The organism is Arthrobacter sp. SLBN-122, assembly GCF_006715165.1.
Classification (GTDB): domain Bacteria; phylum Actinomycetota; class Actinomycetes; order Actinomycetales; family Micrococcaceae; genus Arthrobacter.
Genome location: NZ_VFMS01000001.1, coordinates 2,985,416 through 3,003,419, shown reverse-complemented (window position 1 = coordinate 3,003,419; position 18,004 = coordinate 2,985,416). Strand labels below are relative to the sequence as shown.

The window sequence follows — 18,004 nt, the reverse complement described above, 5'->3', positions numbered from 1 at the left end:
GCATCTTTCATGACGTACGTCAAGGAATTGGGCGATGTGGGGCGGGAGGATGTGGCCCTGGCCGGCGGAAAGGCGGTGGGCCTGGGCGGCCTCATCCAGGCCGGGCTGCCCGTCCCGCCAGGGTTTGTCCTGACCACCGCCGCCTACTCCGAGTTCGTCGCCGTCAACAACCTCGAGGCGGCGATCCAGGAGCTCGCCACGCTGCAGCCGAGCGCCGTGCCGCAGGACTATGAGGATGCCTCCGCGCGGATCAGTTCGCTGTTCAAGGGCGGCACCATGCCCGCCGGAATCGCCGCGGAACTCGAAGCAGCCTACGCACAGCTCGGCCCGGAAACGGGGGTCTCGGTCCGCTCCTCCGCCACCGCCGAAGACCTCGCCTCCGCCAGTTTCGCCGGCCAGCAGGAAACCTACCTGAACGTCCACGGCACGGAGGCACTGACCCGGGCCGTCATCAACTGCTGGGCGTCGCTTTGGACGGCACGGGCCATGGCCTACCGTGCCCGCGCAGGCGTGCGTCCCGACCAGGTGCGGCTCGCCGTCGTGGTCCAGCGGATGGTGGAGGCGGACGCGGCCGGGGTCATGTTTACCGCCAATCCCGCGAACGGCCGCCGCGACGAGACGGTGATCAGCGCCGCGTGGGGCCTGGGCGAGGCCGTGGTCAGCGGCACCGTCACCACGGATGACCTGGTGGTCGAGTCCGCCACGGGCAAGGTCCTCTCGCGGCAAACAGCCGACAAGGACGTCATGACCGTGCCCACGGAAAATGGAACGGCCGAGCAGCCGGTGGCGGAAGCCCGCCGTCGTGCGCCCGTCCTGGACGATGCCGCGGCAGCTGACCTCGCCCGCTACGGCCAGCGGAGCGCAGACCACTTTGGCGCGCCGCAGGACATCGAATGGGCGCGGGCCGGCCGCCGGTTCTTCCTGTTGCAGTCCCGGCCCATCACGGCGCTGCCCGAACCCGCGGCCGACGTCCCCGATACCTGGCCGGTGCCCTATCCCAAAGGGATGTATTTCCGGGCGAGCATCGTGGAGCAGATGCCGGACCCGCTCACCCCGCTCTTCGCCGACCTCATCGACGGCTCCGTGACGCGCTCGCTGTCGGCCCTGATGAACCAGATGCTGGGCGCTAAATCCGTGCGCGACGGCGAGGTGCGGTTCCCCACCATCAACGGCTACGCCTATTACTACTACCGCAACCTGGCCATGCTGCGGATGACGGGAAAGACGGTCCCGGCGCTGGGCGCGCTGTTCAGCGGCAAGGCGCACATGGGCATCACCGGCTGGCGCGACTATTCGCACCCACGCTACGAACGGGTGGTCAGGGACTGGTCCATGACCACGCCGTCGGAGCTCTCCGGCGATCGGCTGCTGGCCGGGGTGCAAGCGCTCCTGGACGCCGGAACCGTCTACTACACCGCTGTGCAGTCCATCATCCCGCTCGCCGCCATGAGCGAGCTCTCCTTCCGGGCCTTCTATGACAAGGCAGTGCGGCGCCGCGGCGATCCCCCGGCCCAGGAGTTCCTGCTGGGCTTCGACAGCGAACCCATCCGGGGGGAAAAGTCCCTCTACGACCTTGCGGGGTGGGCGCGCAGCGATCCCGCGCTGGCTGCGGCGTTGCTGGAACCGCCGACGGCGGAACTCGCCGTGTGCCAGCGGACCGGTTCCGCGCCGGATGGGGTGGAGGACGTCCTGTGGCAGGAATGGCGTTTCACCTTCCAGGAGCACCTGGACCTCTACGGCCACGCCGTCTACAACCTGGACTTCGCTACCCCCGTTCCGGCCGATGACCCGTCCGCACAGCTCGAAACGGTGAGGTTTTACCTCCGGGGACAGGGCATCGATCCGCATGAGCGGCAGCGACAGCTGACCGAACGCCGGGAGGAACTCACCCGGGAGATGGCCGCCCGGCTGGGGCCCCGTCGCCGTGCCCTGTTCTTCCGCCTGCTCCGCTGGGCGCAGGAGGCGGCGCCGATCCGCGAAGACGCGCTGGCCGACGTCGGACTGGCCTGGCCGCTGCTGCGGCGCATGCTGCTGGAACTCGGGCTACGGCTGGCGTCCTCGGGGGTGCTTGCCGCGCCGGAGGACGTGTTCTGGCTGCGGCACCAGGAATTGCGGGCCGCCGTCGACTTCGGCCTCGCCGAAGCCGGTCCCGGTAGGGGCGCTGCCATTTCCGGGGCTGACCGTCCGGTTCGGGCCGCCGCCGTGGAGGAGCGGAAAATGCTGTGGCGGGGCCAGGCGAAGGCCGCGGCACCGCAGATGCTGCCCGAGAGCAGGTGGATGGAGCGGTCGTTCGGGTCGTGGATGCCCTCGGGTTCCCAGCATCAGGCCGGGGATGTGATCAAGGGCGCCGGCGCGAGCTCCGGCAAGGTCACCGCGCAGGCCCGAGTGCTGCGGGGCCCCGGGGATTTCGGGCTGCTGCAGCCCGGTGAGGTGCTGGTGGCCCGCATCACCACTCCCGCGTGGACGCCGCTGTTTGCGATGGCGTCAGCGGTGGTGACGGACGTGGGCGGACCGCTCAGCCACAGCTCCATCGTGGCCCGCGAATACGGCATCCCGGCCGTCCTGGGCACCGGGGTGGCGACGCAGCGGCTGGCCGCCGTTCAGCAGGTCACGGTTGATGGCGACGCCGGTACGGTCACCATCAGGCACCCGGCCACCAGCGGGCAAGGTTAGGAAAGAGGGGCCGGGAGGAGCATAGTTGGGAGATGACCAGTCCTTACACCCGGGGCGACTCCTTCAGCAGCGAGGCTTCCCGGAAACACATCAGGCAGGCGCTCGCCAACTACGGTGCAACGGACGTCGTGTTCACTCAACGGGGAAACCTGAGTGCCGTCGCCTTCAGGGGTGACGGGCGGCAGTTCCGGATTGTCATGCCCATCCTGCAGTCCGAAGGCGCCCTGGCGGTCCGGGGGGACATTGCGGACAGCCGGCTCCATGAAGCGAACGCAAGAATCCTGGAACGCGCCAACCGCAAATCCTGGCATGCCCTGGCCCAGGCCATCGACGCCAAGCTCGGAGCGGCGGCGGCGGGCATTGCCACCCTTGAATCGGAATTCCTGGCCCATGTGGTCCTCCCCGGAAACCACACCGTGATTGACGAACTCGAACCCATCATCGACTCTGCCTACCGGACCGGCCGGCGCCCATCATTCGGCGGTCCGGATCCTTCTGCGCGTGCCGCTGAAGGCGAAGCGGATTTCCCGCAACTCCGGGCCGTCCCGTCCCCCACGTCCCGTGGGGGAAGCTAACCGCAACCGCCTGGGGGTCTGCCTGCGCCACCCCAATGAGCCCGAACAGCACGATGGTGAGCCGGCTACTCCCCCATCCCCGGGTGCACAGGAACGAAGTCGATCTTGTTGCCAGAGTTGGTGCGGCCTGCGGGGGTCCGGTTGTAGCCCCGCGCGTCGAACCCATTCCTGCCGCGGAATTCCGCGAGCGCCGCGTCGTAGGCGTTGTTGAGGGTCCGGCCCGGGAACTCGCCGGTGCTGCCGTCATTGAAGGTGATACGGATACGGACGCCGGCCGGGTAGTGCCGGTTCATTCGGATGAAGCCGTCGGCGTCCTGCTGGAGAGTGATCATGGGAATCCGCTTTCGTTGGTGGGAGCAGTCTCAAGTTTGCCTCAAATCCCGCAGGATGCCGGACCTGCCGGTGCCATACTGGGCCATGGGGATGACACGGCGTGGAACATGGCTGCGGTACGGGCTGCTCTCAGCCCTGCTGATCGGGATCCACCTGGGCACCCGGTGGTACTTTTCCGAGGGCGTTTACCAAGGCGGCGCGAACGTCCCGCTGCGGAAATTCCCGGAAAACGTGGACGTCCTGGATCTTCTGACCTTCACACCGGTTTTCATCGGACTCAAGTTCCTGGCTTACGACTCCGCAGTGCGGGCCTTCACCAAGGGCTACACGCCGCCCGCAGTGATCGTCGTGTTCATCGCCGGCTACCTGGTGGCCCTGGCGATGGACATTGCCTGCCTCGTCGCGGCGGCAAGACCCATTGCGGACTCGGGGTTCGCGCTTCTGGGCCCGATTCTTCAAACACCGTTTGTACTCTTCCTTGCCGGCGCAATCGTCGCAGGTCTCGCGCTGAACAAAGACTTCCCCCCAGAGACGCAACCGGACAGGTCACGTTAACCTTGCCTCCGGCATGGCGCACCCAGGAGGAGCGCGGCGTCGGGCGGGTGCTCAGCCCTCGCAGGCCACCCCGTCGCCGTCGCCGTCCAGCCCGGACCGGTAGCCGGGAGTATCCGCATACAGTGGCGCTGCCCCGGCGGTGACCACCTCGGTGCAGTTGGCGTAGTAGACCACTGTTGTCCCCGCGGCGGGCGTGACGGACGCCGGCGCCGGTTCACCCGGGCAGCCGGCCAAAATGTCCGCAATCGCATCGTGCTCCGCCTGCGTCACCCACAGGCCGTACCGGGCCTTCACGGACACCTGCCGGGCAACGTACCCGCACCGGTACCCCTTGGCGGTCGGCAGCCAGGTGGCGGCGTCGCCGTCGCCCTTTTGCTGGTTGGTGGGGCCATCGGTGGCCTGCAGGTTCAGCGGATCGTTGGCGAACGCCGTCCGCTGCTCAATCGTCAGCTGCTGGGCGCCCTTTTGCCAGGCGTCGCTCAGCGCCACCACGTGGTCGATCTGCACGGCGCTGCTGGTGGTGGTGCCGCGGAGGAAGTTGATGACCGTGCCGGTGTAGGGATCGGCGAGCACGCCGGTCTTGACGGTGCAGGGGACGCTGCTGGTGAAGGTCACCTCGGTCAGGTCCCGCCGGAGGATGTCGTTGCGGGTGTCGCAGCCGTTCCGGTCCACATCCGCCCACGTCGGCCCGAACAGCGACCGCTCATACCCCGTCTTGGGCGCCCGGCCCTTCACCGGAAGGGTGGCCAGCAGGTCTGCGGCCTCGACGGCAGCATCCGGCCCGGCCACGGTGGTGGAGGTGCCGTCCGGGGCGTCGGTGGCGATGGCCGGCAGGCTTGGCGTGAAGAGCGCCAGCAGGGCGGAAAGCACGACGGCGGCCGTCCAGCGGATGCCGGACGCGGGCGGTGTTGCGGACATGGACGTGTAGCCGGACATGCAGGTTCCCCAGGTTGTGTGCAGGAAGGGTTTGGGGCGTCAGCCCCCCATTGCCGCTGACGCCACGGACGAGCCTAGCGTTCTGCACCTGCCGAAAAGGCCGGTTCCGGCGGAGTGGGCGAATCCTTCCCGGTTCCTGCGCCTATCCTGCGACGGCGGCTCGCGCTTCAGCCATCAGATGGTTTCCCGCTTGCTCGTCCCCAAGGGTTCAGGGCCTTTCCAAAAACCCAGCGGTTCCATTTGCTGGAGTCCCCGCCCGGCGGCAGGCCGAGTTTGCGGACTGCCTTCTTGCACCAACTGTTGCTGAGGTAGAAGACCGCCCCGATCAGGACGAGGAGAACGGCCAGCACAACCAGGGACCAGTCCTTCGCAGCCTGGTACTCGTAGTACCCCGGCTGACCCTAGGCCAGTTACGGGACGGCGAGGTCGCAACTTGAAAAGTAAGCATGCTTGCTATTAGGGTTGGGATCAGCTTCTCCGCCTGGCCCCCATTAGGCGGAGTGGTCGCCAGGAAGGCCCCGCGTACTCCAAGTACTGCGGGACTTTTCCTGTTCGCCCTCCGGCAGCACCATGGACGTCCCCCCACGTCAGCTGTTGACGGCAAACACGACGACGGCACCCAAGCCGGGTGCCGTCGTCGTTCTTCATTCAGCTGAGTCTGGTCACGGACCTGCAGGCCGCACCACGATGGCCGAGCCGCACTGGTTGAGGAGCGTACCCAGGCTTGAGGCTGCGGTGGCGGTCTTCGTTCCAGTGGCTGACGTATCGGTCAGGGTGAGGGCGTTGACCTCCATGGCCGCGTTCGACTTGGCCGCGATGTTGGATGTTGCGTCGCCCAGCTCAGTTGTCCCTGCCGGTGGGGTGAAGGACGTTGTGGCCGAGTTGGTACCGTTCCTGACGCCGTGCGCGGTCAACAGCAGCGCCCCCGGCGTTACCGGCGTGATGGACGGCGCCCGGACATCCGGGTAAGCCACGCCGGTGTTGGTGTCAGTGGCTGGCGTAACGTCCAGCGGTGTGGTGGTGTTTGCCCCCTGCACCGCAACGGTTGACCAGGCGTACCGGGAAGTCGGTTCAGGCACGCTCGGCGGAGTATCGCCGGCCTGCATCACGCGGTACCAGACCGCCTGGTGCGCCGAGGCAGAGCTTGCGCTGGTGAAGTCACCAACCGCCCGAGTCCAGCCAGCTGGGGCCGTGACATTGGCAGAACCGGACACCGTGACCTGCGAGAACAGGAAGACCGTGTCGCCGGGTTGCCACCCGGCCGGCAGGGCCGCCGTGTACGAACCCGCTGCCGTCAGCTCGCCGGATCCCGTGGCGGACGACCGGACGGAGATTGCCGATGTTGTCGGCGGAGGCGTCGTTGTAGGTGGAGGCGTCGTCGTCGGTGGAGGCGTGGTCGGTGGCGGTGTTGCTGTTGCTGTCGGAGTCGGAGTCGGAGACGGTGCCGCCGCCCGCGTGATGGTGAATTTGTCCGTATAGGTTCCGCCGGAAGCGCGGACGAATGAACCGGTCAAAGTGGTGCTTGTCACCGACACGTTCAAGAAGCCGTATGTGGGGTTGTTGTTGCTGCCCATGAAGCTCTGGAAGTACGGCGCCGTCGTCGTATTGCTCTCACTGTTGATCGACCTGCCGCCTGAACCCACGGTGGCCAGGATGGTGCCGGTCCCGGCCGCGAACTGCCCGTTGGGGTCCGTGTCGGCCACGCAGTCCGGGTTGAAGCTGCTGACCGGGATGGCTGTGCAGCTGCCCTTGAGTGCCAGCGGGTAGCTGCGTGCGTACGCATGGTCGTGTGCCTGCAGGTACAGGTCCACCTTCTTGGAGACCAGCATGTTCATCAAATCGGGGCTGGCGGCGCAGGGGTAGTTGACCATCGACAGGCAGTACATGTGCATGCCCACGACGACAAACGTGATTCCGGCAGCGCGCGCCGAGTCGATTGCCGATGTCACGAACTTGTAGCCCTGGGTGCCGGACTTGTAGGACCAGTCAAGGCCGCTGCCGCTGTATGTCAGCTTCGGGGACACCATGATCAGCCGCACCAGGGGGCTGCTGGCCGGGTAGTCGGTGTAGAACTGCTGGGCGTAGTTTCCTACCGACCCAAGTTCGTCCGGCAGGCACGAGGCGAATTTTGACCACACCCCGTCTGGTCCGTCATCCTCGTGGTTCCCCGTGATGAATTCGTACGGCATGGTCCCGGCGTGCTGTTTGACGAACGAGCACCAGGCCGATTCCGGGGTGATCTGGGAGTAGGACAGGTCGCCAAGGTTGAAAAATGCCGAGGTTCCGGCGTTGCGTGCTGCGTCGATCACCTTGCCGGTCACCGTGTTGCCGCCGGTGTCACCGGCGAAGCCCAGGCTCACCGACGTTGCGGCTGAGGCCTGCGAGTCGCGTGACGAGCCCAGGAAGTAGACATTGGCGAGCACGAGGGCGGTGCCCAGCAGGAGGGCCAGCACCGCACTCACTGGATGGCGCAAGCGCCCCTGGCCTTTCACTTGCAGCTCCATTCGGTTGCGCGGCGCAGCCCGTTGTCAGCTGCGGAGAAGCCAATGACAACGGCGTTGGCACCTTGGCCTGAGACCGAGGTCGCAGACCCGGACACGCCGGCGAACTGGGCATCGGATCCCGGCGGCAGGATCCGTGCACTCTTGCCGATCCAAATCACCGCCTGCGGCCTCGATGCCCGGAAGTTGGGCGAGCTGCCTGCTCCCACGGTCACGCCTGCAATTGCTGATGCGGCGCTGGACGTGGCACCGGCCGCGGCTGCCCCGACGTCGGTAACGGCGCCGGTGGCAGCCCAGGCTACGGCATGCGTTCCACCGGCTACGCCGCTCTGGCCCACTGCCTGCCCGGTTGAATCGATCCCAAGAACTACACCGCCTTTACCGCTGAGGGTGGGCAATGCCTTTGGAGAGCCGTCCGGCCCCCAGAGGACCGGAGTGGCGTCATCCCCAATAGCCACACCGCCCGCCGCACCGTCCTTGCCGACCGCGAAGGCGTGGCCGCCGCGGGTTCCGGAGGGCAGGGCGAGCTCGTGGGGTGCCGTGGTCACGGAAGGCCAGACGGCGGGGTGCTCATCTTCGTCGGCGCCCGGCCCGTCTGAATGTTCTTCGTCGGCGACCAGTGCCCCGGCAACGACGCCGCTGTCTGACACTGCCGACGGTATCGCTATGTCTCCGGGTTTAACTGGAAGTGGATGGTACTGCCCGTCCTGCCACCACCAGCCCACCAGCATCTCGTTGGCGGCGTCATACCCCGTGCCGACAACGACTCCTGACGCGTTAACCGATGCCGGGGCCACGGCCTGGAGTGGGATCGCAAGCTGCGTGGGTTGGCCGTTACGCCAAAGCACCGGTGCCGACTCGCCTGCCGCTGTGTCTGCGAGGCCGACCACCAGGCCGTTGCTGCTCGATGCGACGGCGTTGCTGCCCCGGCCACCGAGTCCGGGAAGGAGTCGTGGCGTGCAGTTCGTGGCCGCGGGAAGGTCAGGACCGGCCGCGGTGGCAGCAACCGGCAACATCACCATGCCGCCCTCAGCCGCGAGCACGAGTGCCGTCAGCAGCGCACCGGGCCGCATGTCCTTCGACCTGGCTGGCCGGGACGGCCTGCCTTTGCGGCCGGGTAAACCTTTATTGGTAAATCCATACTCTGACAATGTCGCTCCCCGGAGTTGAACCCCATGTTCCCCAGCAACATGTGCAGCGCAAAAGGCCTTTGCTTAACCGCACTGTCTTTCGAGATTAGGTTCCGGCCAAGCAGCAGTCACGAGTATGGGGTACCTGCTTGGACGGGTAGGGGGTACTTGCTTCCGGCAACCATCCTGCAACCGCAACGGCGGCACCCAGCCCGGGTGCCGCCGTCGTCCATCCTGCCGCGAAGGTCCTATTTGAGCTTCGGCACCAGCACGGGCGTGTTCCGCTTGTACTCCTCGTAGTCCGGCTGGCCGCCCCACTTCTTGTCCGCCTTCTTCTCCAGGGGCGGCACGCCGCTGCCCTTGATCAGCAGCAGGGCCACGAACACCGGGGAAACCAGGGCGGCCCACTGCCAGCCCTGCAGGACGGGCAGGGCGATGATGGCCACGCCCACCCAGAGGGTGATTTCGCCGAAGTAGTTGGGGTGGCGGGACCTGGACCAGAGCCCGGTGCTGATGAAGCGGCCCTTGTTGGCCAGGTTGTCCTTGAAGCGGTTTTTCTGGAGGTCCGCAAGGGTCTCGATGGTGATGCCCGCGGCCCACACCAGCAGCCCCACCCAGAAGAATCCGTCCAGGCCCACCTTCTTGTCCGAGGTGATGGCCACCCACGCCAGCGCCGCCGTGAGGACCACCCACAGGCCCTGGATGGTCCACGTGTTCAGGAAGCGGAAAAAGTCCGGCTTGAGCTCGTCGAAGCGGTCGTCCTTGCCGTGCTTGCTGATCCGGATGAACAGGAAGCTGCCCAGCCGCGCGGCCCACAGCACCACCATGGCTGCCAGCAGCATACCGCGCGCATCCACGCCCGGGCTGGCCAGCACCAGGAACACCGTGATGGAGATGTACGTCAGGGCGCCGGTGAGGTCGTAGAACTTTTCCGTCTGCGCCTTGTAGGACGGGATGAACACCAGCCACTGGATCACGAAGGCGACGGCAACCCCCAGCGCGAACACCGGGAGCCCGCCGATCCGGGACCCGCCCTGGCTGCCGGCCAGGGCAATGAGTACCGCCACCACCACGGCAACGACGGTACTGATGAGGGCCTTGCGGCTCTTTTCGTTCACGGACAGGTTCCTTTCCCCTGGCCTGCCGCGCTCTGCTGCACGGCCGGTCCCTACACACCCCTGCGGGCACGTTTGCATCCAAACTACGCATAGCGCGGTCCACTTAGTCTTCGGAGCGGGGGCAGGTTTGTATGGGTCAGGCAATCCGCCGGGTACACCGGCAGCGAACTGCTTCTGGAACCGTTACCGACGCAAGGAGCCACGCATGAGCCCCCGCACCAAAAACTGGCTGACCACCTATGTTGTCAGCGCCCTGATTTTCGCGGTGCTGGACGTGGCGTGGATCCTGCTGGTGGCCAACCCGCTGTACCAAAGCCAGATCGGCCACCTCCTGGCACCCAGGACCAACCTGCCCGGGGCAGTCCTCTTCTATGTCATCTTCGTGGCGGGGATGGTGCACTACGGCGTCCGGCCCAACAGCCCCGGCCTCGCGCTGCGGCAACGGGTCACGGGTGCCGCCCTGTTCGGATTCTTCACCTACGCCACCTGGGCGCTGACCGGGTTCGCGGTGCTGAGGGATTTCACCGCGCTGGTGGCCGTGACGGACATTCTCTGGGGAGCCGCGGCCTGCAGCGTGGTTACGTGGGTTTCGGCCAGTGTGCTGCGCCGCCGGCTGGCGAGGGTTGCCGCGGCCTAAAGCCTGCTTTCGCGTCCGCACCCGCGTCACGCAGGGCAGACTTTGGACCCGGCCGTCGCAAGGAAACCCCGGAAAGCCGGGGGCCGGCGTCGCCCGCTGCCCTGAAAGCGTGCCCGGCGTGACGCGGCGCCGCCCAGACTGGCCCACTTTTCACGGTCCAGCCTTGAAAACCCGCGGCTCCCGCCGTGACAGCTCCGTGAAAACTGGGCCGGCGTGGCACGCGGCCCGGCGCAGGAGTCAGCCGAACAGCGCCGTCACCTGGGTCAGCGTTTGGAAAACCCCATAAGCGAGCGGGATTCCCACCAGAACCCACGCCACGACAAGCCTGCCTGTGGACTTCTTGTGCGCCGGCTCCTGTGCGCCGTGGGTGTGTGCAGTGCTGCTCATTTCAGGCCTCCTTGGGAAGATTCGTGCCGCTCGGGGCGGCGTTCGTGGAACCGTGCGTCGACGGGCTTGACCAGCAGGTTGGCCAGGAAGCCCACCACGAGCAGCCCCACCATGGTCAGCAGCGCCGGCTGGTAGGACACGGCATTCAGCTGGCCGGGCTTGCCCTGCGCGTCCAGGATGCTGTTGACGATCAAGGGCCCGGCTACCCCGGCCGCGGACCAGGCGGTAAGCAGCCGGCCGTGGATGGCACCCACCTGGTACGTCCCGAAGAGGTCCCGCAGGTAAGCCGGCACGGTGGCAAACCCGCCTCCGTAAAACGAGATGATGATGAAGGCGAGCATTACGTATAGGGCCGTGGCGGAGGAACCGGCAAACGCCAGCACCGTATACAGTACGGCGCCCACGCCCAGGTACATCATGTAAATGCGCTTGCGCCCGGTGACGTCAGAGGTGGCGGACCAGGCGAACCGGCCCGACATGTTGCCGATGGACAGCAACCCCACGAATCCGGCGGCGACACCGGCGCTCACCAGGGACTTGCCGTCGGACTGCCGGAAGAAGTCCTGGATCATGGGCGCCGCCTGTTCCAGGATGCCGATGCCCGCCGTGACATTGCAGAACAGCGCCACCCACACCAACCAGAACTGCCTGGTCTTGATGGCATTCTTCGCGGAGACATTTTCCGTGGTCACCAGCTTGGCCGCCTTGACTTTGGCGGGGTCGAACCCGGCGGGCCGCCAGCCGTCCGCGGGCACGCGGACGGTGAACGCGCCGAACAGCATGTAGGCGAGATAGACGACGGCGAGGGTCAGGAAGAGCTTCCCCACGGCGTCGCCGCTGGCCACCCAGCCCTGGCCGCCCGAGTTGGGATCGTAGGCCCTGAGCAGGGCCTGGGATACCGGGCTGGCGATCAGCGCGCCGCCGCCGAAGCCCATGATTGCCATGCCGGTGGCCAGGCCGGGCCGGTCCGGGAACCACTTGATCAGCGTGGACACCGGTGAAATGTAGCCGATGCCCAGGCCGATGCCGCCCACCACCCCGTAGCCGAGGTACACGAGCCACAACTGGTGCGAGAAGATACCCAGCGAGCCGATCAGGAACCCGCCCGCCCAGAACATCGCCGAGGTAAACATCGCCTTGCGGGGTCCGTTGGTGTCCACCCAGGTTCCCATGACCGCGGCGGAAAGACCCAGCATCACGATGGCGATGGAGAAGATCACCCCGATCTCCGTCAGGCTGGCGCCAAAGTGCTTGACCAGTGCGGTCTTGTACACGCTGGTGGCGTAGGCCTGGCCGATGCAGAGATGGACGGCGAGCGCGGCCGGCGGTACCAGCCAGCGGTTGAAGCCCGGCGGGGCGATGGAGTGGTCGCGGTCCAGGAAGCCCATGGTGATTCCCTTTACTTCTCGATGACGTCGATGTCTGATCGATCCAGAGGCGAAAGGCCCTGTTGAACCCGGGCCCATTACCTTGGGCAATCATCATGCAAATCATCAGCAAACGTACTGTTGGCGCGCCGAGCGGCAGGAAATGCGCGGCGAGCGGCTGGCTGGCCGATGTACTCCCCGTTTAGCCCTGCACCCGGTGCCCCACTTTCGGCCCGCCGGGGCGGGTGGCAGAGTGGGACGATGAGTGAGCAACCCGCCGCCCTGGTCCTGAACCTGGAGTGCACGGTGGCGTCCCCGCCGGAGGCAACGTTCCGGCTGCTGACGGACCCGGCCCGGCTTGCCGAATGGTGGGGCCCGCACGGATTCAGCATCCCCCAAGTGGACGTCAACCTGGTGGCGGGCGGCCGCTACCGGTTCCGCATGGCCCCGCCGGAGGGCGAGCCCTTCCACCTTTCCGGGGAGTTCCTGGAGATCGATCCACCCTGGCGGCTGGTCTACACCTTCGCGTGGGAGGAACCGGCGCCGGACGACCGGGAAACCGTCGTGGACCTCTCCCTCGCCAGCACCGGAACCGGCACACGGGTGGCGCTCTCACAGGGACCGTTCCTCACGAAGGAGCGGCTGGCCCTGCACCGGGACGGGTGGAATGAGTCGTTCGAGAAGCTGGTTCTCGCCGCCCGGGGCACAGGTTAGCGAAGTACAGGTACCGGCCCGCGTCACGCCGAGCAGACTTTGACCCCGCCCACGGGGACAAAACCCCGGAAACCCGGGGCCCGCCGTCGTGCATTGCCATGAAAGCATGCTCAGCGTGACGCCAGGCGCACAGACTGGACCAGTTTTGGCGGCGGAGTCGGGAAAATCCTGACACCCCAGCGCGACAAACGGGCGCGGCCAGGCGGCTACAGGCACGCCCAGCCGTGCGATAGCTTGGGCCAGTATTCACAGCAGCTTCGAACCCCGGGCAGGTATGGCATGGACGCGGACGTCATCATCATCGGCGGCGGGCTGGCCGGGCTGGTCGCAAGCAATGAACTGGTCCGTGCCGGCAAGCGCGTGGCCATCGTCGAGCAGGAGAACGCGGCAAACCTGGGCGGGCAGGCCTTCTGGTCCCTGGGCGGGCTCTTCCTGGTGGACACTCCCATGCAGCGGCGCCTGGGCGTTAAGGATTCCTTCGAGCTGGCATGGCAGGACTGGCAGGGTTCCGCGCAGTGGGACCGGCTGTCCGGGCCGCACCCCGAGGACGAGTGGGCGCAGCAGTGGGGCCGCGCCTATGTGGAGTTCGCCGCCGGCGAGAAGCGCGCGTGGCTGCGGGAACAGGGCATCCGGTTCACGCCGCTGGTGGGCTGGGCCGAGCGGGGCGACGGCCGGGCCGGCGGCCACGGCAACTCGGTCCCCCGTTTCCACGTCCCGTGGGGCACCGGCACCGGCGTGTCGGAGCCGTTTGCGGACAAGGCCCGGGAGGCTGCTTCGGCGGGCAGCGTCCGGTTTTTCTTCAGGCACCGGGTAGACGCTTTGATGTACGACGGCGGCACGGTCACCGGCGTGCGGGGCGTGGTGCTGGCGCCTGATGGTTCCCCGCGGGGTGTGTCCTCCAACCGGAATATGGTGGGCGGGTTCGAGCTGCGGGCGCAGGCCGTCGTGGTCGCGTCCGGCGGGATCGGCGGCAGCCACGAGCAGGTGCGGCGCTGGTGGCCTGACCGGCTGGGGACGCCGCCGCAGAAGATGGTCACCGGGGTGCCGCAGCACGTGGACGGGCGGATGCTGGACATCGCTGATGAGTCGGGCGTCCGGCTGGTGAACCGCGACCGCATGTGGCACTACACAGAGGGCATCCAGAACTGGAACCCGATCTGGCCGGACCATGCCATCCGGATCCTGCCTGGCCCGTCGCCGCTCTGGTTCGACGCGCTGGGCCGGCGGCTCCCCTCCCCCGGCCTGCCGGGCTACGACACCCTGGGCACCCTCCGCCTCCTCCGGACCACCCCCGGGCTCCAGCAGTACAGCCATTCCTGGTTCATCCTCAACCAGCGCATCATCGAAAAAGAATTCGCCCTCTCCGGCTCGGAGCAAAACCCGGACATCACCAACCGTGACCTCAAGCTGCTGCTCCGGACCCGGCTGGGCCGCGGCGCCGGCGCCCCCATCGAAGCCTTCAAGGAGCGAGGTGCGGACTTCGTGGTGGCGGACAACCTGGCGGAACTGGTTCGCGGAATGAACGCGCTGACCGACGAGCCTCTGTTGGACGTGCCGCTGCTGGATGAGGCACTGATCCGGCGGCAGATCGAGGAGCGCGACGCCGAGATCCGCAACCCCTATTCCAAGGACATCCAGGTCGCCGGTATCCGCAACAGCCGCCGCTACCTCGGCGACAGGCTGTTCCGCACAGTGAAGCCGCACCGGATCCTGGACCCCGCAGCCGGTCCGCTGATTGCCGTCCGGCTGCACGTGGTCACGCGTAAGACCCTCGGCGGCATCCAGACCAACCTGTCCGGACAGGCCCTCGGTCATGACGGCGTTCCCATTCCTGGCCTGTACGCCGCCGGTGAAGCTGCCGGCTTCGGTGGCGGCGGCGCGCACGGCTACAACGCGCTGGAAGGGACGTTTCTGGGCGGCTGCCTCTTTACCGGCCTGACCGTGGGCCGGGCCCTGGCCCGCACACTGTAAACAGGGTTCGTCCGAAAGGCTAGTGCTGGCCGCGCCGGACCAGCCGGAATTCCGGCAGCGCCTCCCACTCGGGCGGAAGGGTGTTGTGCTTGCCGTCGGGCCGGAACCCCTGCTTCATGTAGAAGGCCAGGGCGCGGGGATTGTCCTCCACCACCCAAAGATAGGCCGGGCCGGAGCCGACGGCGGCACTCACCAGCGCTGCCCCCAGGCCCGTCCCATAGGTGTGCCGGAGGGTGTAGATCGAGTAGAGTTCGAGCGCTTCAGGAGAGTCATCATCCCGGCCCGGCCCCGCGTCCGCGTAGCCCACAACCTGGTTGTTGGCGTCCAGGGCGAGGATCCGCGGCTGGTCGGTGGCCAGGAACGTACGCCGGCGCTCCACCCGTTCCGGGACGCTGGCCCTCCGGCGGCGGAAGAATTCCGCTGAAAGCAGGTGCGGGTAGCACTCCTCGTGCGCCTGCGTCTGCATGAGCACCACCGCCTCCGCGTCCTCGGGCGTGGCCTGGCGAAGCTGAAAGTCCATTCCGCCAGCCTAACCAGTGACGCTCCCAAGCCGTGCGCCGCCGTCGTACCCTCCGCCATGCCCCACCCCTCGGCCAAAGGTCCTGCGCACTTAGGCTGCGGTCCAGGGCACTTAAGATGAGGCATGACCTTTGAGGACGCGCTCCTGACGGCGGTTGGCTCCGCGCTGATTCTGCTGATGGTCGCCGACGTGTTCCATACCCTGCTGTACCCCCACGGCTCGGGTCCGGTGGGCCGGACCATCATGCGCGGGTTCTGGCTGCTGTCCAGGAAGCTCAGGGGCGGGGCCTCTTCGGTGGCCGCGCCGCTGGCGATGGCGGCCGTCATCGCCGCGTGGGCCGCCCTGGCTGCTGTGGGGTGGGCGCTGCTGTACCTCCCCCATTTGACCGACGGGTTCTCCTACTCAGCGGATGTGCCCCAGCAGGCTGACTTTGCCGAGGCACTGTACATTTCGCTGGTGGCCCTCTCTACCGCGGGATTTGGCGAGATCGTGGCCACGCACCCGCTGCTCCGGCTGGTAATGGCGTTCCAGGCCGTGGCCGGTTTTGGCCTGCTGACCGCCACGGTCTCGTGGATCCTGCAGACCTATCCCGCCCTGAGCCGCCGGCGCGCGCTCGCCCACCAGTTGAACCTGTTCCGGGAAGCGGCAGGACCGTCCGGGATCGCCTCGCTGGAGGCCCGGCATGCGGCTGGGCTGCTGGAATCGATGGCGGAAAACGTAGCGTCCGTCAGCATTGATCTTCTTTCCTTCCACGAGAGCTATTACTTCCACGAGGTGGAGCAGCGCGGCTCGCTTCCCGCCACCATCGCCTACGCCCACCAGCTGGCGTCGGACGCCCAGGGCAGCGACAACCCTGAGCTTCGGTTCGCCGGGCGGATGCTCTACGCGGCGCTGGAGGACCTGGCCGAAGTCCTGCGGGGAAAGTTCGGCCATGTGGGAAGCACCTCCTCGGACGTGTTCGACCACTACGAGCTCCACCACCGGCACCGGCGCTCCCCGGAACCGCGGCCATAGCCCATGCCCTCCGGGCCCGGGTTTCCGTTGTAGCTCCGGTGGCCCGGGCGTAGACTCAGCCCACCATCCAGGCGGAGGCGGGAAGCCATGAAGAGCATCCGGGCGCAGGTTATTGACGCTGAACGGGATGCCGCACTTGGGCCGGGAGGCGATGAGCAGTTTTCCGGCTACGGCGTGATGGGCCTGCCGTTCAGTTCCGGCTACGTCCTGGCCCTGCGCCGCTTCCCCGTCACCAGCGTCGGCCCCGGCTACACGTCCGTGTGGCTGCGCCGGCCCGCCGGTTCCTGGACCATCTACGCGGACACAGCTCCCGAAGTGTCCTGCGCCCGCTACTTCGGGTCTGCCCTGGAGGGCGCAATCCAGTGCCAGATGAGCGTTGATTGGAGCGCGGACAATGCCTTCACCGTGTCCATCGCCGGGGACGTGGACCTGACGTGGAAGGTTGAGCTGGAGGCCACACCACTGACCGGTGCCATGAGCGCGGTCATGACGGCGCTGCCCAACACGCTCCTGTCCAGCAAGGCGTTCCTGAAGGCCATGGGCTCAACCGCCGGGCCGATGCTCAGCGCGGGCCGGCTGGGGCTGGAAGGCAGCGTGCCCAACCGGCAGGGTTTCCGGGCCAAACCCAGGCGCATGTGGTTCATCTCCCGAAGCTCCGCGATGCTCGCAGGGGAGGACTTCGGCAGCCCCAAGCCGCTGCCTGACCAGACAAGGCTGGGCGACTTCTGGATCCCCCAGCGGGGCATCTTCGTGATCGGCGCATCGTCCTTCGACCAGTTCGACCCCGCGCAGCATCTTCCGGCCACCGCCCGCAAGACGGCCTAAGCCGCCGGGCTTCGCCGTCGACCGCCGGGGTCGCACCGGCACCGGGGTAGGGTGTGGACCATGACACGCGAAGGCCGCCCCTGGACGTTCGCCGCGGTGTGCATCATGGTGATCGCCATGACGGTCCTGCTGTTCGGGCTGTCCTGGGGTCCGGCGGACGCGTTGGCGCCGGTGTATTGCGCGGCCTACCTTCTGATGGGCATCTGCATCTTCGGCCCCGCCGGGAAGTGGCCGTCGCCGGCGCAAACTGCGGCATTCCTGCTGCCGGGCGTGGTGCTGGCGCTCCTTGCGCTTCTGGGGACCGGCTTCTGGTGCGGGCTGTGGCTGCTGGGGCTCCCGGGCTGGGTTGTGCTGCTCGCCCGGTGGCCCACAGAAGGGAGACTGCCCACAACCCGGATCCTCACGTTCCTGGGATTGCTGGTTGTGGGCTCCCTGGTCCTGGTGCTGACAGGCTTCTACCTGTTCCTCTTCGCACCTGCCGTGCTCCTCCTTCCGGTGATCAGCCTGGTCCGTGCCGCCCACCCGTATTACAGGGAAAACCCCCTGCGTCCGGCCCTGGAGATCTTCCTGGCCGTGGCCGCCGTCGTCCCGGCCATAACCCTTCCCAACCAGCCCGGGTCCTGGACGTCGCTGTTCACCTACGCCGGGGGCGCCACCGTTGCCGGACTGATGATCGGCTACTGGGCCACCAGGACGCCGCTCCATTTTGCGCAGAGGCAGGTGAACGACGGTGTCCGGCTGTAGGACA

At 67.2% G+C, this 18,004-nt stretch carries 17 protein-coding genes; 9 read left to right on the top strand and 8 right to left on the bottom strand.

Annotated elements, in window-relative coordinates:
* Positions 1-9 precede the first annotated feature (9 nt).
* Together FBY36_RS13995 and FBY36_RS13990 are read left to right on the top strand one after the other, a co-directional pair.
* A complete protein-coding gene (locus tag FBY36_RS13995) occupies positions 10-2,673 on the top strand; it encodes a PEP/pyruvate-binding domain-containing protein (RefSeq protein WP_142120299.1) in 2,664 nt (887 codons plus the stop codon).
* Positions 2,674-2,705: 32 nt separating this feature from the next.
* Entirely contained in the window at positions 2,706-3,248 is a 543-nt protein-coding gene (locus tag FBY36_RS13990) for a hypothetical protein (protein ID WP_235008837.1), read from the top strand.
* Positions 3,249-3,313: 65 nt separating this feature from the next.
* Here FBY36_RS13990 and FBY36_RS13985 read toward each other — a convergent pair whose 3' ends face one another.
* Positions 3,314-3,580, bottom strand: coding sequence for a hypothetical protein (locus FBY36_RS13985; protein WP_142120298.1), 267 nt, complete (start codon positions 3,578-3,580; stop codon positions 3,314-3,316).
* A gap of 85 nt (positions 3,581-3,665) precedes the next feature.
* Here FBY36_RS13985 and FBY36_RS13980 point away from each other — a divergent pair, with 85 nt between their 5' ends.
* The gene (locus FBY36_RS13980) at positions 3,666-4,136 is read left to right on the top strand and encodes a hypothetical protein (protein ID WP_142120297.1); all 471 of its coding nucleotides are present in this window, start codon (positions 3,666-3,668) and stop codon (positions 4,134-4,136) included.
* Positions 4,137-4,187: 51 nt separating this feature from the next.
* On the opposite strand, the gene FBY36_RS13975 is transcribed toward FBY36_RS13980, so the two are convergent.
* The 4 genes from FBY36_RS13975 to FBY36_RS13950 form a co-directional block, all read right to left on the bottom strand.
* On the bottom strand, positions 4,188-5,072 hold the full coding sequence (locus tag FBY36_RS13975) for a GmrSD restriction endonuclease domain-containing protein (protein WP_142120296.1): 885 nt from the start codon (positions 5,070-5,072) through the stop codon (positions 4,188-4,190).
* A 662-nt stretch (positions 5,073-5,734) separates the two neighbouring features.
* Positions 5,735-7,564, bottom strand: a complete 1,830-nt coding sequence (locus FBY36_RS20570) for a hypothetical protein (RefSeq protein WP_160141891.1) — start codon at positions 7,562-7,564, stop codon at positions 5,735-5,737.
* Positions 7,561-8,646 (bottom strand): hypothetical protein, encoded by a 1,086-nt coding sequence (locus FBY36_RS13955; RefSeq protein ID WP_142120292.1) that lies wholly within the window; start codon positions 8,644-8,646, stop codon positions 7,561-7,563. Before FBY36_RS13955 ends, FBY36_RS20570 begins: the two co-directional genes overlap by 4 nt.
* 305 nt (positions 8,647-8,951) lie before the next feature.
* Entirely contained in the window at positions 8,952-9,821 is an 870-nt protein-coding gene (locus tag FBY36_RS13950) for a DUF1295 domain-containing protein (protein WP_142120291.1), read from the bottom strand.
* Between the two features lie 205 nt (positions 9,822-10,026).
* Here FBY36_RS13950 and FBY36_RS13945 point away from each other — a divergent pair, with 205 nt between their 5' ends.
* Positions 10,027-10,458: a DUF2177 family protein gene (locus FBY36_RS13945; protein WP_142120290.1), complete on the top strand. Its 432-nt coding sequence runs from the start codon at positions 10,027-10,029 to the stop codon at positions 10,456-10,458.
* Positions 10,459-10,695: 237 nt separating this feature from the next.
* Here FBY36_RS13945 and FBY36_RS20710 read toward each other — a convergent pair whose 3' ends face one another.
* Complete coding sequence (locus tag FBY36_RS20710; protein ID WP_200830499.1) at positions 10,696-10,845, bottom strand: MFS transporter small subunit; 150 nt, start codon at positions 10,843-10,845, stop codon at positions 10,696-10,698.
* A complete protein-coding gene (locus FBY36_RS13940; RefSeq protein WP_142120288.1) occupies positions 10,842-12,233 on the bottom strand; it encodes an OFA family MFS transporter in 1,392 nt (463 codons plus the stop codon). The genes FBY36_RS20710 and FBY36_RS13940 overlap by 4 nt, the downstream gene beginning before the upstream one ends.
* Positions 12,234-12,473: 240 nt before the next feature.
* Here FBY36_RS13940 and FBY36_RS13935 point away from each other — a divergent pair, with 240 nt between their 5' ends.
* Together FBY36_RS13935 and FBY36_RS13930 are read left to right on the top strand one after the other, a co-directional pair.
* Entirely contained in the window at positions 12,474-12,926 is a 453-nt protein-coding gene (locus tag FBY36_RS13935) for an SRPBCC family protein (protein ID WP_142120286.1), read from the top strand.
* Between the two features lie 279 nt (positions 12,927-13,205).
* Entirely contained in the window at positions 13,206-14,897 is a 1,692-nt protein-coding gene (locus FBY36_RS13930) for an FAD-binding dehydrogenase (protein ID WP_142120284.1), read from the top strand.
* Positions 14,898-14,916: 19 nt separating this feature from the next.
* Here the strand turns inward: FBY36_RS13930 and FBY36_RS13925 are convergent, their stop codons facing one another.
* Positions 14,917-15,417, bottom strand: a complete 501-nt coding sequence (locus tag FBY36_RS13925; protein ID WP_142120283.1) for a GNAT family N-acetyltransferase — start codon at positions 15,415-15,417, stop codon at positions 14,917-14,919.
* A gap of 123 nt (positions 15,418-15,540) precedes the next feature.
* Between FBY36_RS13925 and FBY36_RS13920 the strand changes: the two genes are divergently transcribed.
* The 3 genes from FBY36_RS13920 (at position 15,541) to FBY36_RS13910 (ending at position 18,000) form a co-directional block, all read left to right on the top strand.
* On the top strand, positions 15,541-16,431 hold the full coding sequence (locus FBY36_RS13920) for a potassium channel family protein (RefSeq protein ID WP_142120281.1): 891 nt from the start codon (positions 15,541-15,543) through the stop codon (positions 16,429-16,431).
* Between the two features lie 87 nt (positions 16,432-16,518).
* A complete protein-coding gene (locus tag FBY36_RS13915; protein ID WP_142120279.1) occupies positions 16,519-17,256 on the top strand; it encodes a hypothetical protein in 738 nt (245 codons plus the stop codon).
* 60 nt (positions 17,257-17,316) lie between these two features.
* Positions 17,317-18,000 carry a hypothetical protein gene (locus FBY36_RS13910; RefSeq protein ID WP_142120278.1) on the top strand — a complete coding sequence of 228 codons (684 nt, stop codon included), beginning with the start codon at positions 17,317-17,319 and terminating at the stop codon, positions 17,998-18,000.
* Positions 18,001-18,004 lie beyond the last annotated feature (4 nt).

Excerpts from the sequence above, each read along its gene's own strand:
- FBY36_RS13945 (WP_142120290.1), top strand. The coding sequence starts at position 10,027 with ATGAGCCCCCGCACCAAAAACTGGCTGACCACCTATGTTGTCAGCGCC.
- FBY36_RS13910 (WP_142120278.1), top strand. The coding sequence starts at position 17,317 with ATGACACGCGAAGGCCGCCCCTGGACGTTCGCCGCGGTGTGCATCATG.
- FBY36_RS13940 (WP_142120288.1), bottom strand. The coding sequence starts at position 12,233 with ATGGGCTTCCTGGACCGCGACCACTCCATCGCCCCGCCGGGCTTCAAC.
- FBY36_RS13935 (WP_142120286.1), top strand. The coding sequence starts at position 12,474 with ATGAGTGAGCAACCCGCCGCCCTGGTCCTGAACCTGGAGTGCACGGTG.
- FBY36_RS13980 (WP_142120297.1), top strand. The coding sequence starts at position 3,666 with ATGGGGATGACACGGCGTGGAACATGGCTGCGGTACGGGCTGCTCTCA.
- FBY36_RS13925 (WP_142120283.1), bottom strand. The coding sequence starts at position 15,417 with ATGGACTTTCAGCTTCGCCAGGCCACGCCCGAGGACGCGGAGGCGGTG.
- FBY36_RS13975 (WP_142120296.1), bottom strand. The coding sequence starts at position 5,072 with ATGTCCGGCTACACGTCCATGTCCGCAACACCGCCCGCGTCCGGCATC.
- FBY36_RS13930 (WP_142120284.1), top strand. The coding sequence starts at position 13,206 with ATGGACGCGGACGTCATCATCATCGGCGGCGGGCTGGCCGGGCTGGTC.
- FBY36_RS13955 (WP_142120292.1), bottom strand. The coding sequence starts at position 8,646 with ATGCGGCCCGGTGCGCTGCTGACGGCACTCGTGCTCGCGGCTGAGGGC.
- FBY36_RS20710 (WP_200830499.1), bottom strand. The coding sequence starts at position 10,845 with ATGAGCAGCACTGCACACACCCACGGCGCACAGGAGCCGGCGCACAAG.
- FBY36_RS13985 (WP_142120298.1), bottom strand. The coding sequence starts at position 3,580 with ATGATCACTCTCCAGCAGGACGCCGACGGCTTCATCCGAATGAACCGG.
- FBY36_RS13995 (WP_142120299.1), top strand. The coding sequence starts at position 10 with ATGACGTACGTCAAGGAATTGGGCGATGTGGGGCGGGAGGATGTGGCC.
- FBY36_RS13920 (WP_142120281.1), top strand. The coding sequence starts at position 15,541 with ATGACCTTTGAGGACGCGCTCCTGACGGCGGTTGGCTCCGCGCTGATT.
- FBY36_RS13990 (WP_235008837.1), top strand. The coding sequence starts at position 2,706 with ATGACCAGTCCTTACACCCGGGGCGACTCCTTCAGCAGCGAGGCTTCC.
- FBY36_RS13915 (WP_142120279.1), top strand. The coding sequence starts at position 16,519 with ATGAAGAGCATCCGGGCGCAGGTTATTGACGCTGAACGGGATGCCGCA.